The sequence below is a fragment of the Clavibacter sp. AC415 genome (assembly GCF_979252985.1).
This window is the reverse complement of sequence record NZ_CEEDAR010000018.1, coordinates 336,543-355,954: the sequence shown is the minus strand read 5'-3', so window position 1 is coordinate 355,954 and position 19,412 is coordinate 336,543. Positions and strand designations below refer to the sequence as shown.

17 protein-coding genes and 3 pseudogenes are annotated in these 19,412 nt (G+C 75.8%); 11 read left to right on the top strand and 9 right to left on the bottom strand.

The annotated features are described in order from the left end of the window. Positions 1–127: 127 nt before the first annotated feature. Positions 128–406 (bottom strand): hypothetical protein, encoded by a 279-nt coding sequence (locus tag ACZ411_RS12850; protein WP_104290396.1) that lies wholly within the window; start codon positions 404–406, stop codon positions 128–130. Positions 407–608: 202 nt separating this feature from the next. Between ACZ411_RS12850 and ACZ411_RS12845 the strand changes: the two genes are divergently transcribed. The 6 genes from ACZ411_RS12845 to ACZ411_RS12820 all read left to right on the top strand — a co-directional run bounded on the left by ACZ411_RS12845 (position 609) and on the right by ACZ411_RS12820 (position 4,794). Continuing rightward, entirely contained in the window at positions 609–863 is a 255-nt protein-coding gene (locus tag ACZ411_RS12845; RefSeq protein WP_094116854.1) for a DUF4287 domain-containing protein, read from the top strand. Positions 864–936: 73 nt separating this feature from the next. Then, positions 937–1,551 carry a YdcF family protein gene (locus tag ACZ411_RS12840; RefSeq protein WP_464171092.1) on the top strand — a complete coding sequence of 205 codons (615 nt, stop codon included), beginning with the start codon at positions 937–939 and terminating at the stop codon, positions 1,549–1,551. A gap of 110 nt (positions 1,552–1,661) precedes the next feature. Then, positions 1,662–2,384 carry a glycosyltransferase family 4 protein gene (locus tag ACZ411_RS12835; protein ID WP_464171090.1) on the top strand — a complete coding sequence of 241 codons (723 nt, stop codon included), beginning with the start codon at positions 1,662–1,664 and terminating at the stop codon, positions 2,382–2,384. Continuing rightward, positions 2,384–2,869: a glycosyltransferase gene (locus tag ACZ411_RS12830; RefSeq protein ID WP_464171150.1), complete on the top strand. Its 486-nt coding sequence runs from the start codon at positions 2,384–2,386 to the stop codon at positions 2,867–2,869. Before ACZ411_RS12835 ends, ACZ411_RS12830 begins: the two co-directional genes overlap by 1 nt. Positions 2,870–3,019: 150 nt before the next feature. Continuing rightward, a complete protein-coding gene (locus tag ACZ411_RS12825) occupies positions 3,020–3,730 on the top strand; it encodes a Pr6Pr family membrane protein (protein ID WP_464171088.1) in 711 nt (236 codons plus the stop codon). A 50-nt stretch (positions 3,731–3,780) separates the two neighbouring features. Further along, positions 3,781–4,794 (top strand): LacI family DNA-binding transcriptional regulator, encoded by a 1,014-nt coding sequence (locus tag ACZ411_RS12820; RefSeq protein ID WP_104344650.1) that lies wholly within the window; start codon positions 3,781–3,783, stop codon positions 4,792–4,794. Positions 4,795–5,096: 302 nt separating this feature from the next. Here ACZ411_RS12820 and ACZ411_RS12815 read toward each other — a convergent pair. From ACZ411_RS12815 to ACZ411_RS12800, 4 genes and pseudogenes are all read right to left on the bottom strand, one after another. Further along, positions 5,097–6,283 (bottom strand): annotated as a pseudogene (locus tag ACZ411_RS12815) (PepSY-associated TM helix domain-containing protein); the annotation flags it as partial. Continuing rightward, positions 6,280–7,002 carry a YcnI family copper-binding membrane protein gene (locus ACZ411_RS12810; protein ID WP_464171085.1) on the bottom strand — a complete coding sequence of 241 codons (723 nt, stop codon included), beginning with the start codon at positions 7,000–7,002 and terminating at the stop codon, positions 6,280–6,282. The pseudogene ACZ411_RS12815 and the gene ACZ411_RS12810, both read right to left, overlap by 4 nt. A gap of 173 nt (positions 7,003–7,175) precedes the next feature. After that, positions 7,176–7,868, bottom strand: coding sequence for a hypothetical protein (locus tag ACZ411_RS12805; RefSeq protein ID WP_464171083.1), 693 nt, complete (start codon positions 7,866–7,868; stop codon positions 7,176–7,178). Between the two features lie 49 nt (positions 7,869–7,917). Further along, positions 7,918–9,131: pseudogene (locus ACZ411_RS12800) on the bottom strand (Gfo/Idh/MocA family protein). 210 nt (positions 9,132–9,341) lie between these two features. Between ACZ411_RS12800 and ACZ411_RS12795 the strand changes: the two are divergent. After that, positions 9,342–9,887: a hypothetical protein gene (locus ACZ411_RS12795; protein ID WP_104290390.1), complete on the top strand. Its 546-nt coding sequence runs from the start codon at positions 9,342–9,344 to the stop codon at positions 9,885–9,887. An 84-nt stretch (positions 9,888–9,971) separates the two neighbouring features. Here the strand turns inward: ACZ411_RS12795 and ACZ411_RS12790 are convergent, their stop codons facing one another. The 3 genes from ACZ411_RS12790 to ACZ411_RS12780 all read right to left on the bottom strand — a co-directional run bounded on the left by ACZ411_RS12790 (position 9,972) and on the right by ACZ411_RS12780 (position 12,678). Continuing rightward, positions 9,972–10,403, bottom strand: coding sequence for a hypothetical protein (locus ACZ411_RS12790; RefSeq protein WP_464171081.1), 432 nt, complete (start codon positions 10,401–10,403; stop codon positions 9,972–9,974). A gap of 209 nt (positions 10,404–10,612) precedes the next feature. Beyond that, positions 10,613–11,896 carry a sortase gene (locus tag ACZ411_RS12785; RefSeq protein WP_464171079.1) on the bottom strand — a complete coding sequence of 428 codons (1,284 nt, stop codon included), beginning with the start codon at positions 11,894–11,896 and terminating at the stop codon, positions 10,613–10,615. 266 nt (positions 11,897–12,162) lie between these two features. Further along, positions 12,163–12,678: a response regulator transcription factor gene (locus tag ACZ411_RS12780; RefSeq protein ID WP_464171077.1), complete on the bottom strand. Its 516-nt coding sequence runs from the start codon at positions 12,676–12,678 to the stop codon at positions 12,163–12,165. Positions 12,679–13,265: 587 nt separating this feature from the next. Here ACZ411_RS12780 and ACZ411_RS12775 point away from each other — a divergent pair. Both ACZ411_RS12775 and ACZ411_RS12770 read left to right on the top strand, forming a co-directional pair. Further along, positions 13,266–13,811: an RNA polymerase sigma factor gene (locus ACZ411_RS12775; protein WP_464171148.1), complete on the top strand. Its 546-nt coding sequence runs from the start codon at positions 13,266–13,268 to the stop codon at positions 13,809–13,811. Continuing rightward, positions 13,808–14,449, top strand: coding sequence for a methylated-DNA--[protein]-cysteine S-methyltransferase (locus ACZ411_RS12770; protein ID WP_464171075.1), 642 nt, complete (start codon positions 13,808–13,810; stop codon positions 14,447–14,449). Before ACZ411_RS12775 ends, ACZ411_RS12770 begins: the two co-directional genes overlap by 4 nt. A 417-nt stretch (positions 14,450–14,866) precedes the next feature. On the opposite strand, the gene ACZ411_RS12765 is transcribed toward ACZ411_RS12770, so the two are convergent. After that, positions 14,867–15,697, bottom strand: coding sequence for an SDR family NAD(P)-dependent oxidoreductase (locus ACZ411_RS12765; RefSeq protein WP_464171073.1), 831 nt, complete (start codon positions 15,695–15,697; stop codon positions 14,867–14,869). A gap of 113 nt (positions 15,698–15,810) precedes the next feature. Between ACZ411_RS12765 and ACZ411_RS12760 the strand changes: the two are divergent. Together ACZ411_RS12760 and ACZ411_RS12755 are read left to right on the top strand one after the other, a co-directional pair. Then, positions 15,811–17,048 (top strand): annotated as a pseudogene (locus ACZ411_RS12760) (multidrug effflux MFS transporter). A 206-nt stretch (positions 17,049–17,254) separates the two neighbouring features. Continuing rightward, positions 17,255–19,243 (top strand): APC family permease, encoded by a 1,989-nt coding sequence (locus ACZ411_RS12755; protein ID WP_464171070.1) that lies wholly within the window; start codon positions 17,255–17,257, stop codon positions 19,241–19,243. Positions 19,244–19,412: the final 169 nt, after the last annotated feature.

The following is a 19,412-nucleotide window of genomic DNA, read 5'->3' as shown; positions in this document are numbered from 1 at the left end:
GGACACGCCGCACCCCGGTGCGGCCGTGCCACGCGACCGGTGCCGCACGGAACCCGGCGAGCACGCGAGCGCGACCCGGGACGGCGCAGGATCCGCGCCGTCCCGGGCTCCCGGGTCGGCGCGGCGATCAGCCGAAGCGGTACAGGTCCACGTCCGCGTCCCCGACGGACGCGTCGTCGTCGAACGCCGCGAGCTCCTCCTCGACGCGCTCGCGCACCTCGAAGCGGACGACGGAGCGGGGCGTCACGAGGAAGGACACGGCCCCCTGCGACGCGGTGGAGAAGTCGACGAACCGCGACCCGTCGGTGACGGCGGCGACGATGCGCGACTTGAGCTCGGCGACGTCCTCGCCGTCGGCGAGCTGGAACGGATGTCCGTCGATGCGGATGCTGGTGACGCTGTCCATGTGACCCCCGGGTTCCGGCGCCGGGGAAGGCCCGACGTACCTGACGAGCGGCCCACGGGGTCCGGGCGGGCGTGCACGCTGTGACTCCGACCCCAAGCCCGACGGACCGACGGCGCCGCCCCCTTGACAGCGGCGGGAGGGAGCGTGGCGCGCGACGCCGCCGCCCGTGGCCGCGGGGAGCGCGAGCCGGTACCGTCGCACCATGAACGCGCACGGCATCGTCGCCCCGCCCCCGCCCGCCGACGGGCAGGGGGCCCGCGGGCCCGCCTCCTACTTCCCGAGCATCGAGCGGACGTACGGGCAGCCCGTCCAGCACTGGATCGACCTCGCCGACGGCCGTCTCGACCAGGAGCCGCACATGCAGGTCGTGGCGTGGCTGAAGGCGGAGCACGGCCTCGGCCACGGGCACGCCAACGCGGTCGTCGCCTTCGTGAAGGCCGCGCGCTCCTCCGGCTGACGGACCCGGTGCCGGTCCGGGTCCCGGCCGGTCACGCCCCGCTCCGCCGGCGTCCGCCCCGTAGCCTGGGCGCATGCGGACCCGCCGGATCGTCGTCGCCGTGCCGGCCGCGCTCCTCGCCGCCCTCGCGGCGCTGCTCCTCGCGAGCGAGGGGATCCACCGGCTCGCGAGCACGCGCGGGCTCGGCCGCCCGCGCCGCGACGTGGGCCGCGAGGCGGTGGTGGTGCTGGGCTTCGGCGACGCCGGGCCGCGGGCGAACAGCGTCAACCGGTACCGCGTGCGCGCGGCGCTGCGCTCCATGGACCCGCGGGCCGCGTCGACGGTGCTCGTCCTGTGCGGCGGATCCGTCCGGGGCGACGAGCCCGAGGCCCGGATCCTCGCCCGGTACGCCCGCGAGGGGCTGGACTACGCCGGCCCCGTCGCGCTCGACGAGACGAGCCGGAGCACCCGCGAGAACGTGGCGAACGCGATCCCGCTCGTCGAGCACGCCGACACCATCCGCATCGTCTCGGATCCCGTGCACGCCGAGGAGGCGCGCCGCATCCTGCGCGGGCTGCGCCCGGACCTCGCGGACCGGCTCGCCCGCGCCCAGGACTACCGGTTCGGCGAGGTGGCGTGGATGAAGCCGCTCGCCATCGTCGTCGCTGTCCTGCGGCGGGCGCGGGACCGCGCCGAGCCCCGCACCTGATCGGCGGGACCGATACCGCATCCGCCCTCCGCGCGCGCGATCCCTCCCGAGCCCGCGGCTGCATCCCCAGGCCGGATCCGCGCGCCGACCCGGACGGATAGCGTCACGCGGTGAGCACCCTCCACCCCCTCCTCGTGATGGACTACGCCTTCTCCTACCTCGGCGGCGCGCAGACGGCCGTCGTCCAGCAGGCGCTCGCGCTCGCGCGCGCCGGGCATGCGGTCACGGTCGCAGCCCCCGACGCGAGCTCGGTCCTCGCGCTGCGCGGCACCGGCGTGACGCTCCACGACGTCGCGCCCTCCGTGCCGGTGCCGCTGCTGGGGCTGCCGCTCATCCGCGCCGACGCCGTCACGCGGCGCGACCTCGCCGCGCTGATGGACGAGGCCGGGACCGACCTCGTCCTCACGCACTCCGAGCACGGCCTCGCCGCGACCGCGCTGCGCCTCGGCCGCGAGCGCGGCATCCCGACGCTGCACACCGTGCACACGTTCTTCCTGCGCGGACCGGCGTGGGGCGGCTTCCTGGCTCCGGCCGTGACGGCGGTCCATCGCGCGATGACCGGGCTGCCGGACCCGCGCGTGCGACTCTCCCCGCGCCGCCTCGACAGCGCCCTCCGGGGCATGACGCTCGCCGCGTGCCGCGAGGCGGACGTCGTCCTCTCCCCGTCCGCGCACCAGGCCGCCGCGCTCCGCCGCGCCGGGGCCTCGGCGGCGTCGAGGTGCTGTCGAACACCAGCTGCACCGCGCGCGAGGCGTCCGCCGCGCTCCCCGCCTCCCGTGCGCTGCGGCTGGTGTGGGCGGCCCGGCTCGCGCCGGAGAAGCGGCTCGACGTGATGCTGCGGGCCGTGGCCCTGGTCGGCGAGCGCGGGGGGCCGGACGCCGTCCACCTCGACGTCGCGGGCGGGCACCCGCGGGCCGCCGTCCCGCCCGGCGTCACGGTGCACGGTCGCCTGTCGACCGCCGAGGTCGCCGCGCTCCTCCGCGGGGCGCACGCCGCCGTGGTCACCTCCCACGGCTTCGACAACCAGCCCATGATCGCGATGGAGGCCTTCGCGGAGCATCGGCCGGTGATCGTCAGCGACCCTGTCCTCGCCGTCGAGTTCGGCGACGCCGCGCTGGCGGCGGACGGTCCGGACGCGGAGGGGCTCGCCGCGACGATCCTGCGTCTCGCCGCGGACCGGGGCCAGCTCGACGCCCCCGCGCGCGCCGCGGCCCGCCTCGCGGCCGCGGTCGCGCCGGATGCGCACGCCCGGAGCGTCGAGGAGGCGTGCCGGCGGGCCCGGGACGCCCGCCGCGCGTCCGGACCGGGCCGCGCCTGACAGGGGCCGCCGCCTGCGCGAGCCACCGCGCGCGGGAGCCGGCGCGGGCAGGACCCCGCGCCGCGACGCCAAGCACCCGAGCACGCGGGCACCCGTCCCCGTGGACAGTGGGACGCACGAGTGGACGGGCGCATGGGAACGTCGTCTCCCGTGCGCATCCTCCTCCTCGCCCTCGTCCGCCTCGCGACCGCGGTCGCCGCCCTCGTGGGCGTCGTGGCCCAGTACCTCGTCAACCTCGCCTACTGGCAGGGGCTCGGCGTCACCGGCATCGCCGGCAAGTCGCTCGACTTCCTCCTGTTCTTCACCATCGAGTCGAACCTCCTCGGCATGGTCGTCCTGGTCGTCGGCGGCGTGCGCCTCCTGCGCGGCCGGGTCGCCGATCCCAGCACCGCATGGGTCACGCTGCGGCTCGCGACCACCGTGTACCTCCTCATCACGGGCATCGTGTGGAACGTGCTCCTCCGGGGCCAGCCCGGCCCGCCCGAGCTCGAGCTCGACTGGGCCAACCAGATCGTGCACGTGGCCGTCCCCGCCATCGTGCTGCTCGACTGGCTCGTGGCGCCGGACCGCCGACCGCTCCGCGCCGGTGCGCTCGGGCGCGTGGTCCCGTTCCCGCTCGCGTGGGTGCTCGTCACGCTCCTCCGGGGGCCCGTCACGGGCGACCAGGTCCACGGGTCCGCCACCTACTACCCGTACGGGTTCCTCGACCCGGCGTCGTCGCCCAGCGGGTACGGCATGGTCGCCGCGTACGTGCTCGGACTCACGGCGGTGGTGTGCGCGATCACGCTCGTGCTGATCCGCACCTCGCGCCGACGTGAGGCCGTCGTCCCGCTCCCCGTGGCCGTCCCCGCTATACGCTGAGGTCGCGCCCGCCGGGCGCCGCCCGACCGCGAGGAGCCGCCATCCCGACCATGCGCGAGGTCGCCGCACGCGCGGGGGTCTCGATCGCCACGGTCTCCTTCGTCGTCAACGGCACCAAGGCCGTGTCCGAGCCCACCCGCCGGGCCGTCACCGCGGCGATGCAGGAGCTCGGCTATCGCAACAACGTCGTGGCCCGCGCGCTCGCCAGCAAGCGCACCCGCATCATCGCGCTGCTCTTCCCCGCCGACGTGCAGCGGCTCAGCCGCATCGCCCTCGAGATCTTCATGAACGCGGCCACGCGCGCCTCCGAGCTCGGCTACCACCTGGTGCTCTGGCCCACCGGCACGTCGCCCGACGACGTGTCCGACCTGGTCAGCGGGCGGCTCGTCGACGGCGTCATCGTGATGGAGGTGCGCATGGACGACGCCCGCATCCGGGAGCTCGCCGCGCTCGACGTGCCGTTCGTCTCCATCGGGCGCACCGCCGACACCCGCGAGCTGCCCTTCGTCGACATGGACTTCGAGCGCACCGTCGCCGAGGGGCTCGACCACCTGCAGTCGCTCGGGCACCGCCGGTTCGGCCTCATGGTCGAGGACCTGGAGAGCGGACCGCTCCGCGGCTACGGGCCCACCACGCGCACCGAGGCGGCCTTCCGCGCGGAGACCTCCGCGCGCGGGCTCGATGCCGCGGTGGTGCGCTGCGCCCCCACGCCGGTGGGCGGACGCCGGGCGGCGGCCGAGCTGATGGCCGCGGATCCGGGGATCACGGCGGTCATGATCCTCAACGACCAGGCCGCGCGCGGCCTCATCTCCGGGCTCGACGACGCCGGGCGCCGCGTGCCGGAGGACGTGTCGATCCTGTCGATGGCCACGTCCACCGAGGTGGGCGCGCTGGTGGAGCCCGCCCTCAGCACGATGGACGCGCCCGGCCCCGAGCTCGGGCGGCTCGCGGTCGAGCTGCTCCTCGCCCGCCTCGACGGCACGGCCACGGAGCTGCCGCACGCCCTCCTGCCCTGCCGGCTGCACGTGGCGGCGTCGACGGGGCCGGCGCCGGCCGTCCGCTGACGCGCGGACGACCGGGACCGGCCGCGATCAGGCCGCGGGCGCCGGGTCGAGATCGCCCGGTGCGCCCGTGCCGCGGTGATGAGCGCGTCGAGCAGCACGAAGCCGACCAGCGGGATCCCGACGAGCGGCAGGAAGAGGCCCACGCCGACGCCGACCGCGACGACGGCCGCGAGCCCCCACCACGGCGCGCGCACGAGCGCGCCCGACGGCGCGGGACGGCCGGGACGCGCGACGCCGGGCCGTCGCCTCCACCACATGAGGTACCCGAAGACGACCATGGCGGCGATGCCGAGCGCGGTCACCGCGAGGAGCAGCTGGTTGGCCAGCCCGAACATGGTCCCCTGGTGCGTGTCGATCCCCCAGCGCGCGAGCTTCGCGGGGAGCGGGTAGTCCGCGAAGTCGGTGCGGCCCACCACCTGGAGCGTGCTGCCGTCGACGGCGACCTGGTCGACCTCGGTCGGGAAGCTGCGCTGGATCTCGCTCACCGTCCATGCCGTCCCGGCCTCCGCGGGGCTTGATCTCGACCGCAGGCCCGTGTCCACGTTCACGCCCTGGGCGACGCGGAGGACCGCGTCGAAGGTCGCGGGGTCCGCCGCGGTGGGTGCGGACGGCACGGGGGTGGCATGGTGGCCGGCGTGCGGATCCGCGGAAGCAGCGCCGCCGGTCGCGGTCCCGGTCGCGGTCGTGAGGGCGGGCGTCTGCCAGCTCAGCGCCGCCCGGAGGTCCGTCACGTTCTGCCCGCCGAGCTGCGACCACGTGATGCCCGTGGCGGAGAGGAACAGCGCCCCCGCCACGAGCCACACGCCGGTGGACGCGTGCCACGAGAGGATCCGCCGGTAGCCGGTGGCGTGCCGGTCCGGTCGCACGAGGTCGAGGCGGCGCGGCGCCCGGCGCCAGCGCGCCACCCACAGGCCGAGGCCCGCGAGCGTCACGATGCCGAGCCAGCTCGCGGCGAGCTCGCTGTACAGGCGGCCGGGGTCGCCGAGCCCGAGGGTGCGGTGGAAGTGGCTGATCGCGGTGCGCAGCGGCAGGGATCCGCTCGTGCCGTAGACGGGCAGGTCGCCGCGGATCGACGCGTCGGCCGGGTCGACGAAGACCGCGCGCGTCTGGCTCGGGATGAGGCCGTCTCCCGTGAACATGACGCGCGTCGTGTCGCCGGGCGCGGGGCGGGCCGCACGGCGACCAGCGCACCCGATCCGCCGACCACGGCCTCCGCCGCCTCGATCTGCGTCGCGAGCGGCACGGTGCTGCCCGTCGCGGGGGCGTGCAGCTCGTCCGCGTGGACCACCTGCTCGACGGACGGCGCGAGCGCGTAGGCCGCGCCGCTCAGCGCCGCGACGAGGATGAAGGGCCCCACCAGGATGCCCGCCAGGAAGTGCAGGCGCAGCAGCAGCGGGAGGAACCAGCCGCGCTGCGGGCGGGTGAGCACGGGAGCGGGGGCCTCGGGAGCGGGATCCGCGACGCCCGCGCGATCGTCGACGGCGGTCATCGGCGGCCGCCCTGCTCGGGGCGGCGCATGCCGAGCGTGAGGAGCATCACGGCGACGACCCCCACGACGAGGCTGCCGAGGCCGAGGAGGCGCGCGACCGGGTCGACCGGGGCAGCTGCGGGGGCGGTCGTCGCCGCGGTGCCGTCGGCGGAGGGGGCGCCATCGGCGGCTTCGGCGGTCGCGTCGGCGAGCGTGATCGCGGGCGCCGGGTGGTCCGGCTCGGTGCCCGCGGTGGAGGCCTCGGACCAGTCGGTGGATCCCACCTCGCACGTCTGCAGGGTGGGGAACTCGACGACGTCGCCCGCCGCGCCGTCCACCGGCAGGAGCGCCTCGACCTGGACGGTCGCGCGCAGCGCGTCGGGCAGCGGGGCGTCGGCCGTGTAGGTCACGGTCGTGCCCTCGGCGGCCTCCTGCTCGGCGACCGACCAGCCGGGCGCGAGGGTCGGCTTCACGGCCTGCACGCCGGCGGGGAAGCGGATGGCGAGCGCGGTCGTGGCGGATCCCTCGCAGCCGTGCCCGACCGCGAAGGTCAGGACGCTGAGGGTGGCGGGTGCGGTCGACGACGCGTCGAGCTCGACGTGCGCGGAGGCGGCGAGCGGCGCCGACACGGCGAGGGCGAGGCCGACGGCGCCGCCCGCGAGGAGGCGGCCGGCGGCGGCGCGGCCGGGACGGCAGCGGGAGAGGGAGCGGGCGGGACGGGGATCGGTTCGTGCGGGCATGGCTGTCCTTCGGGGGCGGCACGGCGAGGCCGTGCGGTGTCCGGGCGTGCGGGAGGCGCGCGGCGGCACGACGGCCCCCGGCCGGAGCGCGCGGGAGGCGCGGCGGCAGGGCGGTCGTGCGCGGCGGCGCGGGACCGCGCCCCGGGCTCCGGGGAGCCGCGGCGGGCGCGGGATCAGGCGGCGAGCGCGAGCCGCGGGGGTCCGCGACGGTCGGGGATGCGCGCTGCGCGCAGCGAGGCGAGGCGCGCCGGCCGGGGGTCCGTGACGAGCCGGCGGGGTCGGGGCGCGGCGGCCGGTGCGGCGAGGGCGGCGGCCAGCGCGACCGCGGCCCCGACGAGCGCGCCGACGGCACCGGACACGACGGCGCCCACCCCGAGGGCGAGGGCGCGCACGACCCTCCGCACCGCGTCGGCACCGGCGCGGAGCGAGCAGACGCTGACGATCCCGGCGATCACGTGCGCGAGCAGCATGGCGCCCTCGTGCCCCGCGGGCATCGCGGCCATCGCCCCGGGGTCGGCGAGCGCGCGGGTCGCGTCGGCCGCCGCGGCGTGGGCGTGGCCGCCGGCCGCGGCGCCCGAGGTCATGCCGGCGGAGGCGGACGCGGACGCGCCGTGGGCCGTCCCGCCGAAGGTGAAGGCCGCGTGCAGCACGCCCTGCGTCGCCCCGATCGCGAGGACGAGGTGGATCAGCGTCACGCGGCGTCCGCCCAGCGCGGAGCAGAGGGCCACACCGAGCACGAGCGCGAGGGCCAGGACGAGCGGATGCGGGATCCCGCCGCCGGCCGCCGCGTGCGCGGTCGCCGTGACGAGCGTGCAGACCAGCGCGGACAGCACGGCGCGCAGCGTCCGCTCCTGCCGTGCCTGCACCCGTCCGCCTCCCGGTCGTCCGGTCCAGGCTAGAGCAGGGGATCGACGGTCAGGCGCCGGCGGGGTCGACCGTCGTCCACGCGCTGCCGTCAGCCGAGCTGCGCTCCACGGCGTCGAGGACGCGCTGCACCCGGAGCCCGTCGGCGAACGACGGCTGCGGCTCGCGGCCCTCGGCGATGTCGTGCACGAGGTCGCGCACCTGGTGGCTGAACGCGTGCTCGTAGCCGAGGCCGTGGCCGGTGGGCCACCACGCGGCCGTGTAGGGGTGCTCGGGCTCGGTGACGAGGATCCGGCGGAAGCCCAGCCGGTCGGCGGGCGCGGTCGCGTCGTACAGCTCGATCTCGTTGAGGCGCTCCAGGTCGAAGGAGATCGCGCCGTCGGATCCGCTGAACTCCAGGCGCAGCGCGTTCTTGCGGCCCGTCGCCATGCGGGTCGCCTCGAAGCTCGCGAGGGCGCCGGAGGAGAGCCTCCCCGTGAAGTAGGCCGCGTCGTCGACGGTCACCCTGCCGCGCTCGCTCGAGGCGACGCCGCCGAGGCCGCGCGTCTCCGCGAGCAGCGGGCGCTCCTCGACGAACGTGCGGAGCAGGCCGCTGACCGCGTCGAGCCGGTCGCCGGTGATGAACTGCACCGCGTCGACGATGTGGGCGCCGATGTCACCGAGGGCGCCCGATCCGGCCGCCTCCTTGTCGAGGCGCCAGGTCATCGGGCCTCGGCGTCGGTCAGCCAGTCCTGCAGGTAGAGCGCACGCACCTGGCGGAGCTCACCGATGGCGCCCTGGGCGACGAGGTCGCGGGCGAAGGTGATCGCGGGGACGCGGCGGTAGCTGAAGCCCACCATCGCGCGGATCCCCTTCGCGGCGGCCCTCTCGGCCGCCGCGGCCATGATCTCCGCCTCCTCCACCGTGTTGGCGAGCGGCTTCTCGCACAGCACGTGCTTGCCGGCCTCGAGGGCGGCGACCGCGACCTCCACGTGCGTGCTGCCCGGCGAGCAGATGTCGACGACGTCGATGTCGTCGCGCTCGATGGCGGCGCGCCAGTCGGTCTCGGCGCGGTCCCAGCCCCAGCGGTCCGCGGACTCCTGCGTGCGGGCCCGGTCGCGGCCGACGACGGACACCATGCGCGGCGCGAGCGGCAGGTCGAAGAACGCGGGGGCGACGCGCCAGGCCTGCGAGTGGGCGGCGCCCATGAAGCCGTGCCCGATCATCGCGACGCCGAGGGCGCCTCCGGTCTCGGGGGCGGACGCTGCGGGCTGCGTGTCGGACATGGGACTCCTTCGTCTCCGGCGTGCGGGTGGCGTGCTGGTGCTCTGGCTCGTGGTCGTGCTCTGGCTCTGCGGATCCGCGTCGGGTGATTCGTTGCGGCCCGCCCCAAACCTACGGGCACGCCGCTGGGCCTGACAAGGCGCACCACCGGCCTCCCTCCCCCTCGGCCCGACGCCGCCCTAGGGTGGAGGGACCGGCCGGAGGGGGACGACGTGATCTCGCTGGAGTTCCCGCGCGACGTCGCGTTCATGGCCGCCGTGTTCGGCATGGCCACGTTCGTCTGGGCCGGCTGGGCGCAGGAGCGGCCCCCGAGCACCGCCTGGCGCATCGTGCTCGGCGCGCTCGCGCTGGCCGGCGTCGCCGTGGTGGGCCTCACGCTGCCCGCCGCGATCCGCGACTGGGAGACCCCGACCGCGCTCGTGGTCGACTCGGCCCCGTTCGCCGTCTACGTCGCGATGGTCGCCGTGGAGCTCGTCGCCGGCGGGATCGCCGCCGCCGTGCTCGTCCGCCGGGGACTGCCCGAGCTCGTCGCCCCCGTCATCATGATCGTCGTCGGCATCCACTGGATCCCCATGATCTGGGTGTTCCAGCAGCCCGTCCTCGCGCTCATCGCCGCCTGGTGCATCCTCGTCGGCATCGCCGCCTTCCGTCTGCCGCGCGTGAAGCAGGCGCCGAGCTCCTGGTGCGGGATGCTCGCCGCGCCGGCCTTGCTCGCCGTGGGCGCGGCCTGCGCCGTGCAGTACGCGACGCTGCCCTAGGCGGGGCCGAGGGGACCAGGTGCGTTCGACGGCCTCCGGTCCCGCGATGGGAGGCAGGCGGGCGGCGCTCCCCGGCCCACCGCGTCAGGCGTTGCGCTTCGGTGAGATGCCCCCGTACACGGTCCACCGGTCCCCGCGACGGGTGTCGATGTACCCGTGCGACCCCGCCATGCCGAACCCCAGCCTGCAGCCCGGCACGCTGAAGCTGACCACCTCGTAGACGTCCTGGTAGAGGCGCCGGTCGGTGCGCCGCCATCCGTACTCCGGCGGCGTCGGGTCGGGCAGGTCGACGCAGTGCGCGCCCGTCGCACGGCCCACGGTGCCGATCCGGACAGACCGCACCGCATGGCCCGTCGAGAGGATGCGCGACTGGATGGTGACCGACGTCTCTCGCGGCTGCGTCGACGCGGACGCGGGGTCGATTCCCGCGCCGAGGCAGCAGAGCCCCGTGAGCATGAGCGCGATGGTCGTGCGGAGGGTGCGGGCGGGCGCGCGGAGGCGCACGGGATCAGGCATGTTCGTCCTCGAGTGGATCGACGTCGGGTGGGTGGGCGGCGACCGGGCGCGCCGCGACCGGATGATCCTGCCCGCCCGGCGCGGATCGTGACGCCGTCCGTGCACAGGCGCCGACCCGTCCTCGTCCGCCGCGCCCCCGCCCAGCCGCACGACCGACGGCCGGACCCCGTGGGGATCCGGCCGTCGGTCGTGCGGGTGGTGCGGTGCCGCTACTCCGCGGAGCGCAGGCGACGACGGGCGACGAGCGTGCCCGCGCCGGCGAGCGCGAGCAGCGCGCCGAGGCCGCCGAGGCCGAGGGCCGCGGCGCCGTCGGTGCCCGTGACGGGCAGCGTGTCGCCGTGGTGCGCGGCGGGCTTGTGGATCGGCTTCGCCGGCATGCCCGCGGGCTCGACCGACGGCGCGGTGGGCGCCGGGGTCGGCGTGGGCACGCCCGGCAGGACCGGTCCGCCCGCGTCCGCGCCGGTCAGCTCGACGGTGCCGCCCTGCGTGAGGCCCGACTCCAGGCCGGCGACGGACACGGTGTAGACGCCCGGCTGGACGTCGCCGAACAGGATGATCGGCTGCGCGAAGGTGCCGTCGACGTCGGCGCGCACGAGGTCCTCGAGCGACCGCGTGCCCACGCCGACACCGGCGTTCGCGTCGCTGATCTCGATGACGCGCCCGTCGGGCGCGGTGACCGTGACCTCGACGGCCTCGTAGCGCAGGTAGCCCGTCGCGGAGACCTTGAGGCCCCCGAGGAGGCTGGTCGCCTCGGTGACGGTGATCGGGGAGATGGTCGAGAACGACGCCTCGGCGCGCACGAACGGGCCGACGGGCGCCTCGGTGAAGCGCACCAGGCCGCGGATCTCGCCCTTGACGGTGAGGTCGAGGCCGACCTGCGTGAGCGTGACGCTGGCGGTCCGGGAGCCCTCGAGCAGCTCGGTGAAGCTCGCGGGGAACGCGTACGAGCCGTCCGCCCCGACGATGCCGATGCCCGCGATGGACTTGACGCCCACCGCGTTGAAGTAGCTGGCCGTCACGATGCTGCCCGCGGTGCCGGTGCCGGCGAACGGCACGGCCTCGGTGATGGGGAGGGCGACGCCGCGGTCGGGCGCGGTCCAGGTGAAGGGCAGCTCGACGACGGGAACGGTGGGCTCGAGGGTCGGGGTGCCGGGCGCGGGCGTGCCGGTCGTGGGGGTCGGGGCCGGCGTCGACTCGACGGGCGCGTCGACGACGGGCGCGGGCGCGCCCTCCTCGGGGACCTCGGTGGGGGCGGGCGTCGGCGCCGCCTCGTCGACGGGCGCGGGCGCCTCCGCCTCGGGGGTCGGGGTCGCGACGGGCGCCTCGGCGGGTGCCTCCACGGCGACGGGAGCGGAGTCCACCGGGACGGTCTCGGCGTGGGCGGCGGGCGCCATGGCGAGGGGCAGGATCACGAGCGACGCCGAGAGGCAGGCGCCGGCGGCGGCGCGGCGGAACGACCTGCCGCGGGATGCGGCGGGGGTGGGACGGGTCATGACATCTCCAGTGGTGCCGACCGCCGTCCGCGCCATGGCTGTGCCGCGTCCGTGCGGTAGTGGGGACGCGCTCCTTCGTCCGGGGAACGCGGCGGGGAGGATCTGCTCCCTACCGCCGACTGTAGGGATTCCCGCTACTCACCTGGGGAAATCTCCGGCGCAGTGCTACGCGTGTGACTCGTGATCCCCGGAGTTGCGGGGGTGACACTGCGGGATACACCCCCGGACTGGGGTGGCCGACCGGGACGGTCGCTGGCCGATCGACGTCAGACGACCGGCGCGAGCACCAGCTCGTCGCCCGCGACGGCCACCAGGACCACCTGGTCGCGCCCGGCGCGTCGGCCCGTGACCGACGGCAGGTCGAGGAGCGCGCGCGGCGCGACGAGGTCGAAGCCCGCGTCCGTCAGCCGGTGCACGAGCTCCCGACGCGAGAGCCGCCGGGACGGCTCCTCGGCCAGCGCGCGCACGACGACGAGGTCCATGGGATCCAGGTCCAGCGGCACGCCCGCCAGCCACGCCTCGCCGGAGGCGGGGTCGAGCACGAGGTCGCCCGCGGTGACCATCGCCGCGGCGAGCCCGCGCCGGCGGAAGAGCACGCGCAGCGTCTCGACGACCTCCTCGAGGCCGAAGGGCTTCGTCACGTAGTCGTCGGCCCCGGCGCCGAAGGCCGCGAGCCGGTCCTCGAGGGAGTCGCGGCCGGTGAGGAAGAGCACGGGCGTGGCGATGCCCGCGCGCCGGAGCTCGCCCACGACCTCCACGCCGGAGACGTCGGGCAGCGTCATGTCGAGCAGGATCGCGTTCGGGCGCGTCGTCCACCGCGGCGGCGATCGCGCCGCGACCGGTCGCGAAGACGCGCACGTCCCAGCCCTCCATCCGCAGCGCGAGCGAGAGCAGCTGCGTGATGGGCGCCTCCTCGTCGACCACGAACACGCGGAGGGCGCGCGGGGCGGTGCCGGGCAGGGCCTCCTCGTCGTCGCGGGCGGCCGGGCTCAGGGTGCTGTCCATGCGGATCCTCATCTGTCGCGCGGGCTCCGCCGCCGACCCGAGGGGGTCGAGCCGGCGACGGGACGCTCCGGACGGAGCGGTTCGCGGACGGGGGACGCCGCGTCTCCATCCTCGTCACGCGCGCGTCCCGGGTCGTCATCCCCGGGGAGGGTCACGGGTAGTCCCTACGACCCGCACTGCCGGGGCACCGGAGACCGCGAGCGCACGCACGGCGCGTCCGCAGGGAGGACATTCCGGGGCGCAGGGCCGTCCGCCGGCGAAGCCGCGCGTCCGGGAGCGCGCGCCGGCCGCCGGATCCGCGAGACTGATCCGCACGCCGACCTCACGGACCACCCCGCCCCGGCGTCTACCCGGTGTGGAGATGATGCAGCCGTTCGACAGGGTCGTGACCGAGCACGGCGCCGTGGTGCTCCGCGTCTGCCGGGCGGTGCTCGGCGGGCACGCGGACGCCGAGGACGCCTGGTCGGAGACGTTCCTGTCGGCGCTCGTCGCGTACCCGGGTCTGGGGCCGCGCGCCGACGTGCGCGCCTGGCTCGTGACCATCGCGCACCGGAAGGCACTCGACGCGATCCGCGCCCGCGGCCGTCGCGCCCTGCCGGTGGAGGACGTGCCCGAGGAGATCTCCGACCTCGGCGTGCCGGGATCTGGCGACCCCGACCTGTGGTCCGCGGTCGCGGGCCTGCCCGAGCGGCAGCGCCTGACGGTCGCGTACCGCTACCTCGGCGGGCTGCCCTACGCGGAGGTCGCCGCGATCGTCGGCGGCACCCCGGAGGCGGCGCGACGTGCGGCCTCCGACGGGGTGGCGAGCCTGCGGCGCACGATGGGGACGGATCCGCCGGGCGAGCGGGAGGGCCCCGCATCCGCATCCGCCGCACCCGCACCCGCACCCGCCCGAGGAGGACGACCGTGACCGACCCCGCCCACGATGCTCCCTTCCTCGAGGCCCCCTTCCTCGACGCGGATTCGCTCGAGCAGGCCGCCCCCACCGCTCCCGCCCTGGCGGCGCTCCGCCTGCGCCTCGCCGACGCGGCCGACGACGCGGACGCCCTCGACGTCGGCTTCACCACGATCGACTCCCCCGTCGGCCCGCTCCTGCTCGCCGCCACGGAGCGCGGCCTGATCCGCGTCGCCTACTCCCGTGAGGACCACGACACCGTGCTCGGCGACCTCGCCCGGCGGCTCGGCCCGCGGATCCTCCGTGCCCCGAGGCGCCTCGACCGGGCCGCCCGCGAGCTCGACGAGTACTTCGCCGGCCGCCGCCGCACGTTCGACCTGCCGCTCGACCGCCGCCTGTCGTCGGGCTTCCGCGACCGGGTGCAGCGGCTGCTGCCGGAGATCCCGTACGGGTCGACGCGCACCTACCGCGAGGTCGCGGAGACCGCGGGCAGCCCGGCGGCGACCCGCGCGGTCGGCACGGCGTGCTCGACCAACCCTCTGCCGGTCGTGATCCCGTGCCACCGGGTCCTCCGCTCCGACGGGACGCTCGGCGGCTACATCGGCGGGCTCGCCGCCAAGACGACGCTGCTGGAGCTGGAGGGGCGCGCGTGATGCGGGCGCCGCGTCCACCGCGAGCCCTCCCCCTCCGGCGGACGCGCCCGACCCCGCACCCTGCCTAGCGTGGAGGGCATGGACGGGACACAGGAACCGAAGGACGCAGACCCCACCGCCGGCACCCCGGACGTGCCCGACGCGCCGACCCGGCCCGCCGCCCCGGCGGACGACGACGACTCGTCGGACAACGACGTCGCGCTCGCGATCGCCTTCGCGGTGCCCGGCGCCGTGCTGATGCTCCTCCTCGAGGACGCCCGCGTGGTCGGGCTGCCGTTCCTGGTGCTCGGCCTCTTCTACTTCGCGAAGGTCATCCGCTCGTCGATGGTCACCGGGAAGGCCGCGCCCGCGGCCGACGGTCCTGCCGAGGACGGTCCGACGGACGCGGCCGGCCGCGGAGGCCCGACCCCGCGCGCCTCAGCCCGCGTCGTACGCGGTCGACCGGCTGGCGTCGGCCCAGTCGTCGATGTCCCGCCGCAGGTCGTCGAGCGCGCCGGTGACGATCTCGATCGCGTCGCCGCCGAGCAGCAGGTAGTAGGGCGCGCCGGCCTCGACCGCGTCCACGAGCACCTTCGCGCCGAGAGCGGGGTCGTTGGGCTGCGTGCCGTCGGTGGTGTCGACCTCCTTGCGGCGCTTGCCCGCGGTCTCGGCGTAGTCGTCGATCACGGTGGAGGACTGCGTGAGCGAGCGGCCGGAGAAGTCGGTGCGGACGAGCCCGGGGCCACCACCGTCGCGACGATGCCGAGCGGCTCGAGCTCGGTGCGCAGCGCCATGGTCATCTGCTCGATCGCGGCCTTGACCGCGCCGTAGTACCCCGGATCCGGCGCCCGTGCGGGCCGCCCCGATGGACGAGAGGTTCACGATGGTGCCGCTCCGACGCTGCCGCATGCCGGGCAGCACGGCCTTGATCATGCGGACGCTGCCGTGGAACTGGGTGTCGAAGAGGCGCGCGACGTCGGCGTCGTCGCCCTCCTCGACGGCCGCGCGGTAGCCGTAGCCGGCGTTGTTGACGAGCACGTCGACGCCGCCGAACCGGGCGGTCGCCTCATCCACCGCGAGCGACACCTGCGCCGGGTCGGTCACGTCGAGGTCGAGCGCGAGCGCGTGCTCCGGGAAGCGGTCGGCGAGGTCCTGCACGCTCGCGGCGTCGCGCGCCGTGACGACGACGTCGTTGCCCCGCGACAGCGCCTCCTCGGCGAACGCGCGCCCGAGCCCCGTGGAGCATCCCGTGATCAGCCAGGTCGTCATGCGCGTTCCTCTTCCTCGTGGATGCGTGGGGGCGGCCGTCGCGGCGCCCTCCGTCGAGGCTAGGCGCATCCCGCGACGGCGGCAGGACGCGAGCGGACCGGGCTACTGTCGGGATGGATGAGCGACGACGCCCGACACCCGGATCCGGCCCCGATCCCGACCCGCGGACGTCGTGGACCGCGCGCCGCGCACCGCTCCTGACCGTCGCCCTCATCGTCGGCATCTCGCCGTTCGCGACCGACCTCTACATCGCGGGCCTGCCGGCCATCGCCACCGACCTCGACGCCTCCACGGCCTCGGTGCAGCTGACGCTGACCGCGTTCCTCGTGGCGTTCGCCGTCGGCCAGCTGGTCGTCGGGCCCATCAGCGACGGCGTGGGCCGGAGGCGGATCCTCCTCACCGGCACCGCCCTCTTCACCCTCGCCAGCGTCGTCTGCGCCCTCGCGCCCGACGTGACGACCCTGGTGCTCGCCCGCGTCGTGCAGGGCCTGGGCGGTGCCGCCGCCGCGGTCTCGGCCCGCGCCATGGTGGGCGACGCGGCCACGGGCACCCTCCGCAGCCGCCTGTTCGCGACCCTCGCCGTCGTCAACTCCGTCGGCCCGGTCGTCGCCCCGCTCGTCGGCGGGCTCGTGCTCACGTCCTGGTCCTGGCGCGCGGCGTTCACCGTGCTGGCCGCTCTCGGTCTGGTGCTCACCGTCGCCGCGGCCCGGCTGCTGCCGGAGACGCTCGTCCGCACCGGCACCGGCGGCACCTCGCCCGGGCCGTCCTCGGCCGCATGGCGGAGCTGCTGCGCATCCCCCGCTTCCGCTGGTACCTCGTCACCGGCTGCGCCGCGACCATCGGCTTCTTCTCCTACATCGCCGCCTCCTCCTTCGTGTTCCAGGAGCAGTACGGGTTCGGCGAGGGCCTCTACACGGTGGTGTTCGCCTCGAACGCGTCCTGCATGATCGTGTCGACCCTCGTGTTCCGACGCCTCATCGGGCGCTTCGACGAGGACCGCCTCTTCACGATCGGCCTCGTCACCTGCGCGACCGGCTCGATCCTCGTGCTGGCCGGAGCGGTCGCGGGTACGGGCCCCGCGCTGGTCTGGCCGGCGCTCGCCCTCGTCACGGCGGGCTGGGGGTGGGTGATCCCGGGCTCGATCACCCTCACGCAGGCGCTCGGCCACCGGCACCCCGGCACGGCCTCGGCGCTCGTCGGCGGCCTGCAGTTCGGCCTCGGGGGCCTGGCGACGCCGCTGACGGGCGCGCTCGGCGGCACCGCGACCGCGATGGGGGCGCTGATGTCCGGCTTCATCGTGGTCGGGCTCGCCGCGCAGCTCTGGGCATCCCGCGCCCGGACGGGCGGATGACCGCGGAGCGCCCGCCCACCTGACCGCCGCCTGCACGCGCACGCCGCACGCCGCCGGAGGTGGCACGATGAGGCGACGATGCAGCCGGGCCCGACCGTCGCATCCGCGAGACGGGGTCCCGGCGCCGCCTCAGGAGGATCCCCGTGCACTGCCCGGATCACGGTCGGATGACGTCCCCGCTCCGCTGCGCCACCGGGAGCCCGCGCGTGAGCGCCCCCGAGCTGCTGCGCGCACCCGAGCAGCGTCGCGCGCGCGACGGGATCACCGCCTGGCTCCTCGACGGCCTGCCCGGCGCGTCCGGCGCGCACCCCGGCCCGCACGCCGAGACGGTCGGGAAGACGCACTCGTGGTGGCGGGTCATGTGCCTCACCGGCGTCGACTACTTCTCCACCCTCGGCTACCAGCCGGCCATCGCGGCCGTCGCGGCCGGGCTCCTGTCGCCGCTCGCGACGCTCGTCCTCATCCTCCTGACGCTGCTCGGCGCGCTCCCCGTGTACCGGCGCGTCGCCCGCGAGAGCCCGCGCGGCGAGGGCTCCATCGCGATGCTGGAGCGCCTCCTCCCCTGGTGGGGCGGCAAGCTCTTCGTGCTCGTGCTGCTGGGCTTCGCGGCGACCGACTTCCTCATCACCATCACGCTGTCGGCGGCCGACGCGACCGCCCACGCCGTCGAGAACCCGTTCGCGCCGTCGTGGTTCGCGGGCAACGAGGTGCTCCTGACGCTCGTGCTCCTCGCCGCGCTCGCGTTCGTGTTCCTCCGCGGGTTCCGCGAGGCGATCTCGATCGCCGTCGTGCTGGTGGCCGTGTTCCTCACGCTCAACGCGATCGTCATCGTCGTCTCGATCTTCCACGTCGCCGGGAACCTGGTCGTCATCGACGACTGGTGGGCGGCCCTCACCGCCCAGCACGGCAACCCGCTCGTCATGGTGGGCATCGCGCTCATCGTCTTCCCGAAGCTCGCGCTCGGCCTCTCCGGCTTCGAGACGGGCGTCGCCGTCATGCCGCAGGTGCGCGGCGAGGACGACGCCGACGGGGTGCCGCGGCAGCGCATCCACGGCACGAAGCGGCTGCTCGCGACGGCGGCGCTCATCATGAGCGCCTTCCTCATCACGTCGAGCTTCGTGACGACCCTGCTGATCCCGCAGGCCGAGTTCCAGGACGGCGGGAAGGCCAGCGGCCGGGCGCTCGCGTACCTCGCCCACCGGTTCCTCGGCGACGGGTTCGGCACGCTCTACGACATCAGCACCATCTGCATCCTCTGGTTCGCGGGCGCCTCCGCGATGGCGGGCCTCCTCAACATCGTGCCGCGCTACCTCCCCCGCTACGGCATGGCGCCGCACTGGGCGGCGGCGGTCCGCCCGCTGGTGCTCGTGTTCACGGCCATCGCCGTGATCGTGACCCTCGTGTTCCAGGCCGACGTCGACGCGCAGGCCGGCGCCTACGCGACCGGCGTGCTGGTGCTCATCACCTCCGCGTCGGTCGCGGTGACGCTGTCCGCGCGGAAGGCCGGGCAGCGGAAGCGCACGGTCGGGTTCGCCGCGATCGCCACGGTGTTCGCGTACACGACGGTCGTCAACGTGATCGAGCGGCCGGACGGCGTGCGGATCGCCGCGCTGTTCATCCTCGGGATCCTCGCGGTGTCCATCGTCAGCCGCGTGCAGCGCTCCTTCCAGCTGCGCGCCACCTCGCTCACCATGGACGAGCGGGCGCGCGCCTTCGTCATGGAGGACGCCGAGGACTACGGCGCGGTGAGCATCATCGCCCACGAGCCGGACGAGCCCGACGAGCGCCTGACCGAGGACGAGCGCATCGCCGAGTACCGCCGGAAGGCCAGCGACCAGCGGCGCGACAGCGGCATCCCGGCGCGTGCGCCGGTGATCTTCCTCGAGGTCACGCCCGGCGACTCCTCCGAGTTCGAGGAGGACCTCGTGGTGCGCGGCATCGTGCGCTGCGGCTTCCGCGTGCTCCAGGTCACGAGCGGCAACGTCCCCAACACGATCGCCGCGGTGCTCCTCGCCGTCCGCGACCTCACGGGCGTGAAGCCCGGCGTCTACTTCGAGTGGACCGAGGGCTCGCCCGTCGGCAACCTCCTCCGCTTCCTGGTCACGGGCACGGGCGAGGTCGCGCCCGTCACGCGCGAGGTGCTCCGCCGGGCCGAGCCCGTGCGATCGCGGCGGCCGGACGTGCACGTGAGCTGAGGGCGCCCCGCATCCGGCCCGCCGCCACACGCCGCCCGGGTCAGCGCGCCGGTCAAGGGCCGCTGCCGGACGTGCAGCCGGCGCCGCCCTCCGGGCATGATGATCGAGGCGACGCAGCCCACCGGGGCTCGCGGGACGCCGACCGCCCATCGCACCGCCCCGGAGGATC

Excerpts from the sequence above, each read along its gene's own strand:
- ACZ411_RS12850 (WP_104290396.1), bottom strand. The coding sequence starts at position 406 with ATGGACAGCGTCACCAGCATCCGCATCGACGGACATCCGTTCCAGCTC.
- ACZ411_RS12845 (WP_094116854.1), top strand. The coding sequence starts at position 609 with ATGAACGCGCACGGCATCGTCGCCCCGCCCCCGCCCGCCGACGGGCAG.
- ACZ411_RS12840 (WP_464171092.1), top strand. The coding sequence starts at position 937 with ATGCGGACCCGCCGGATCGTCGTCGCCGTGCCGGCCGCGCTCCTCGCC.
- ACZ411_RS12830 (WP_464171150.1), top strand. The coding sequence starts at position 2,384 with ATGCTGCGGGCCGTGGCCCTGGTCGGCGAGCGCGGGGGGCCGGACGCC.
- ACZ411_RS12820 (WP_104344650.1), top strand. The coding sequence starts at position 3,781 with ATGCGCGAGGTCGCCGCACGCGCGGGGGTCTCGATCGCCACGGTCTCC.
- ACZ411_RS12810 (WP_464171085.1), bottom strand. The coding sequence starts at position 7,002 with ATGCCCGCACGAACCGATCCCCGTCCCGCCCGCTCCCTCTCCCGCTGC.
- ACZ411_RS12790 (WP_464171081.1), bottom strand. The coding sequence starts at position 10,403 with ATGCCTGATCCCGTGCGCCTCCGCGCGCCCGCCCGCACCCTCCGCACG.
- ACZ411_RS12785 (WP_464171079.1), bottom strand. The coding sequence starts at position 11,896 with ATGACCCGTCCCACCCCCGCCGCATCCCGCGGCAGGTCGTTCCGCCGC.
- ACZ411_RS12780 (WP_464171077.1), bottom strand. The coding sequence starts at position 12,678 with ATGACGCTGCCCGACGTCTCCGGCGTGGAGGTCGTGGGCGAGCTCCGG.
- ACZ411_RS12775 (WP_464171148.1), top strand. The coding sequence starts at position 13,266 with ATGCAGCCGTTCGACAGGGTCGTGACCGAGCACGGCGCCGTGGTGCTC.
- ACZ411_RS12765 (WP_464171073.1), bottom strand. The coding sequence starts at position 15,697 with ATGACGACCTGGCTGATCACGGGATGCTCCACGGGGCTCGGGCGCGCG.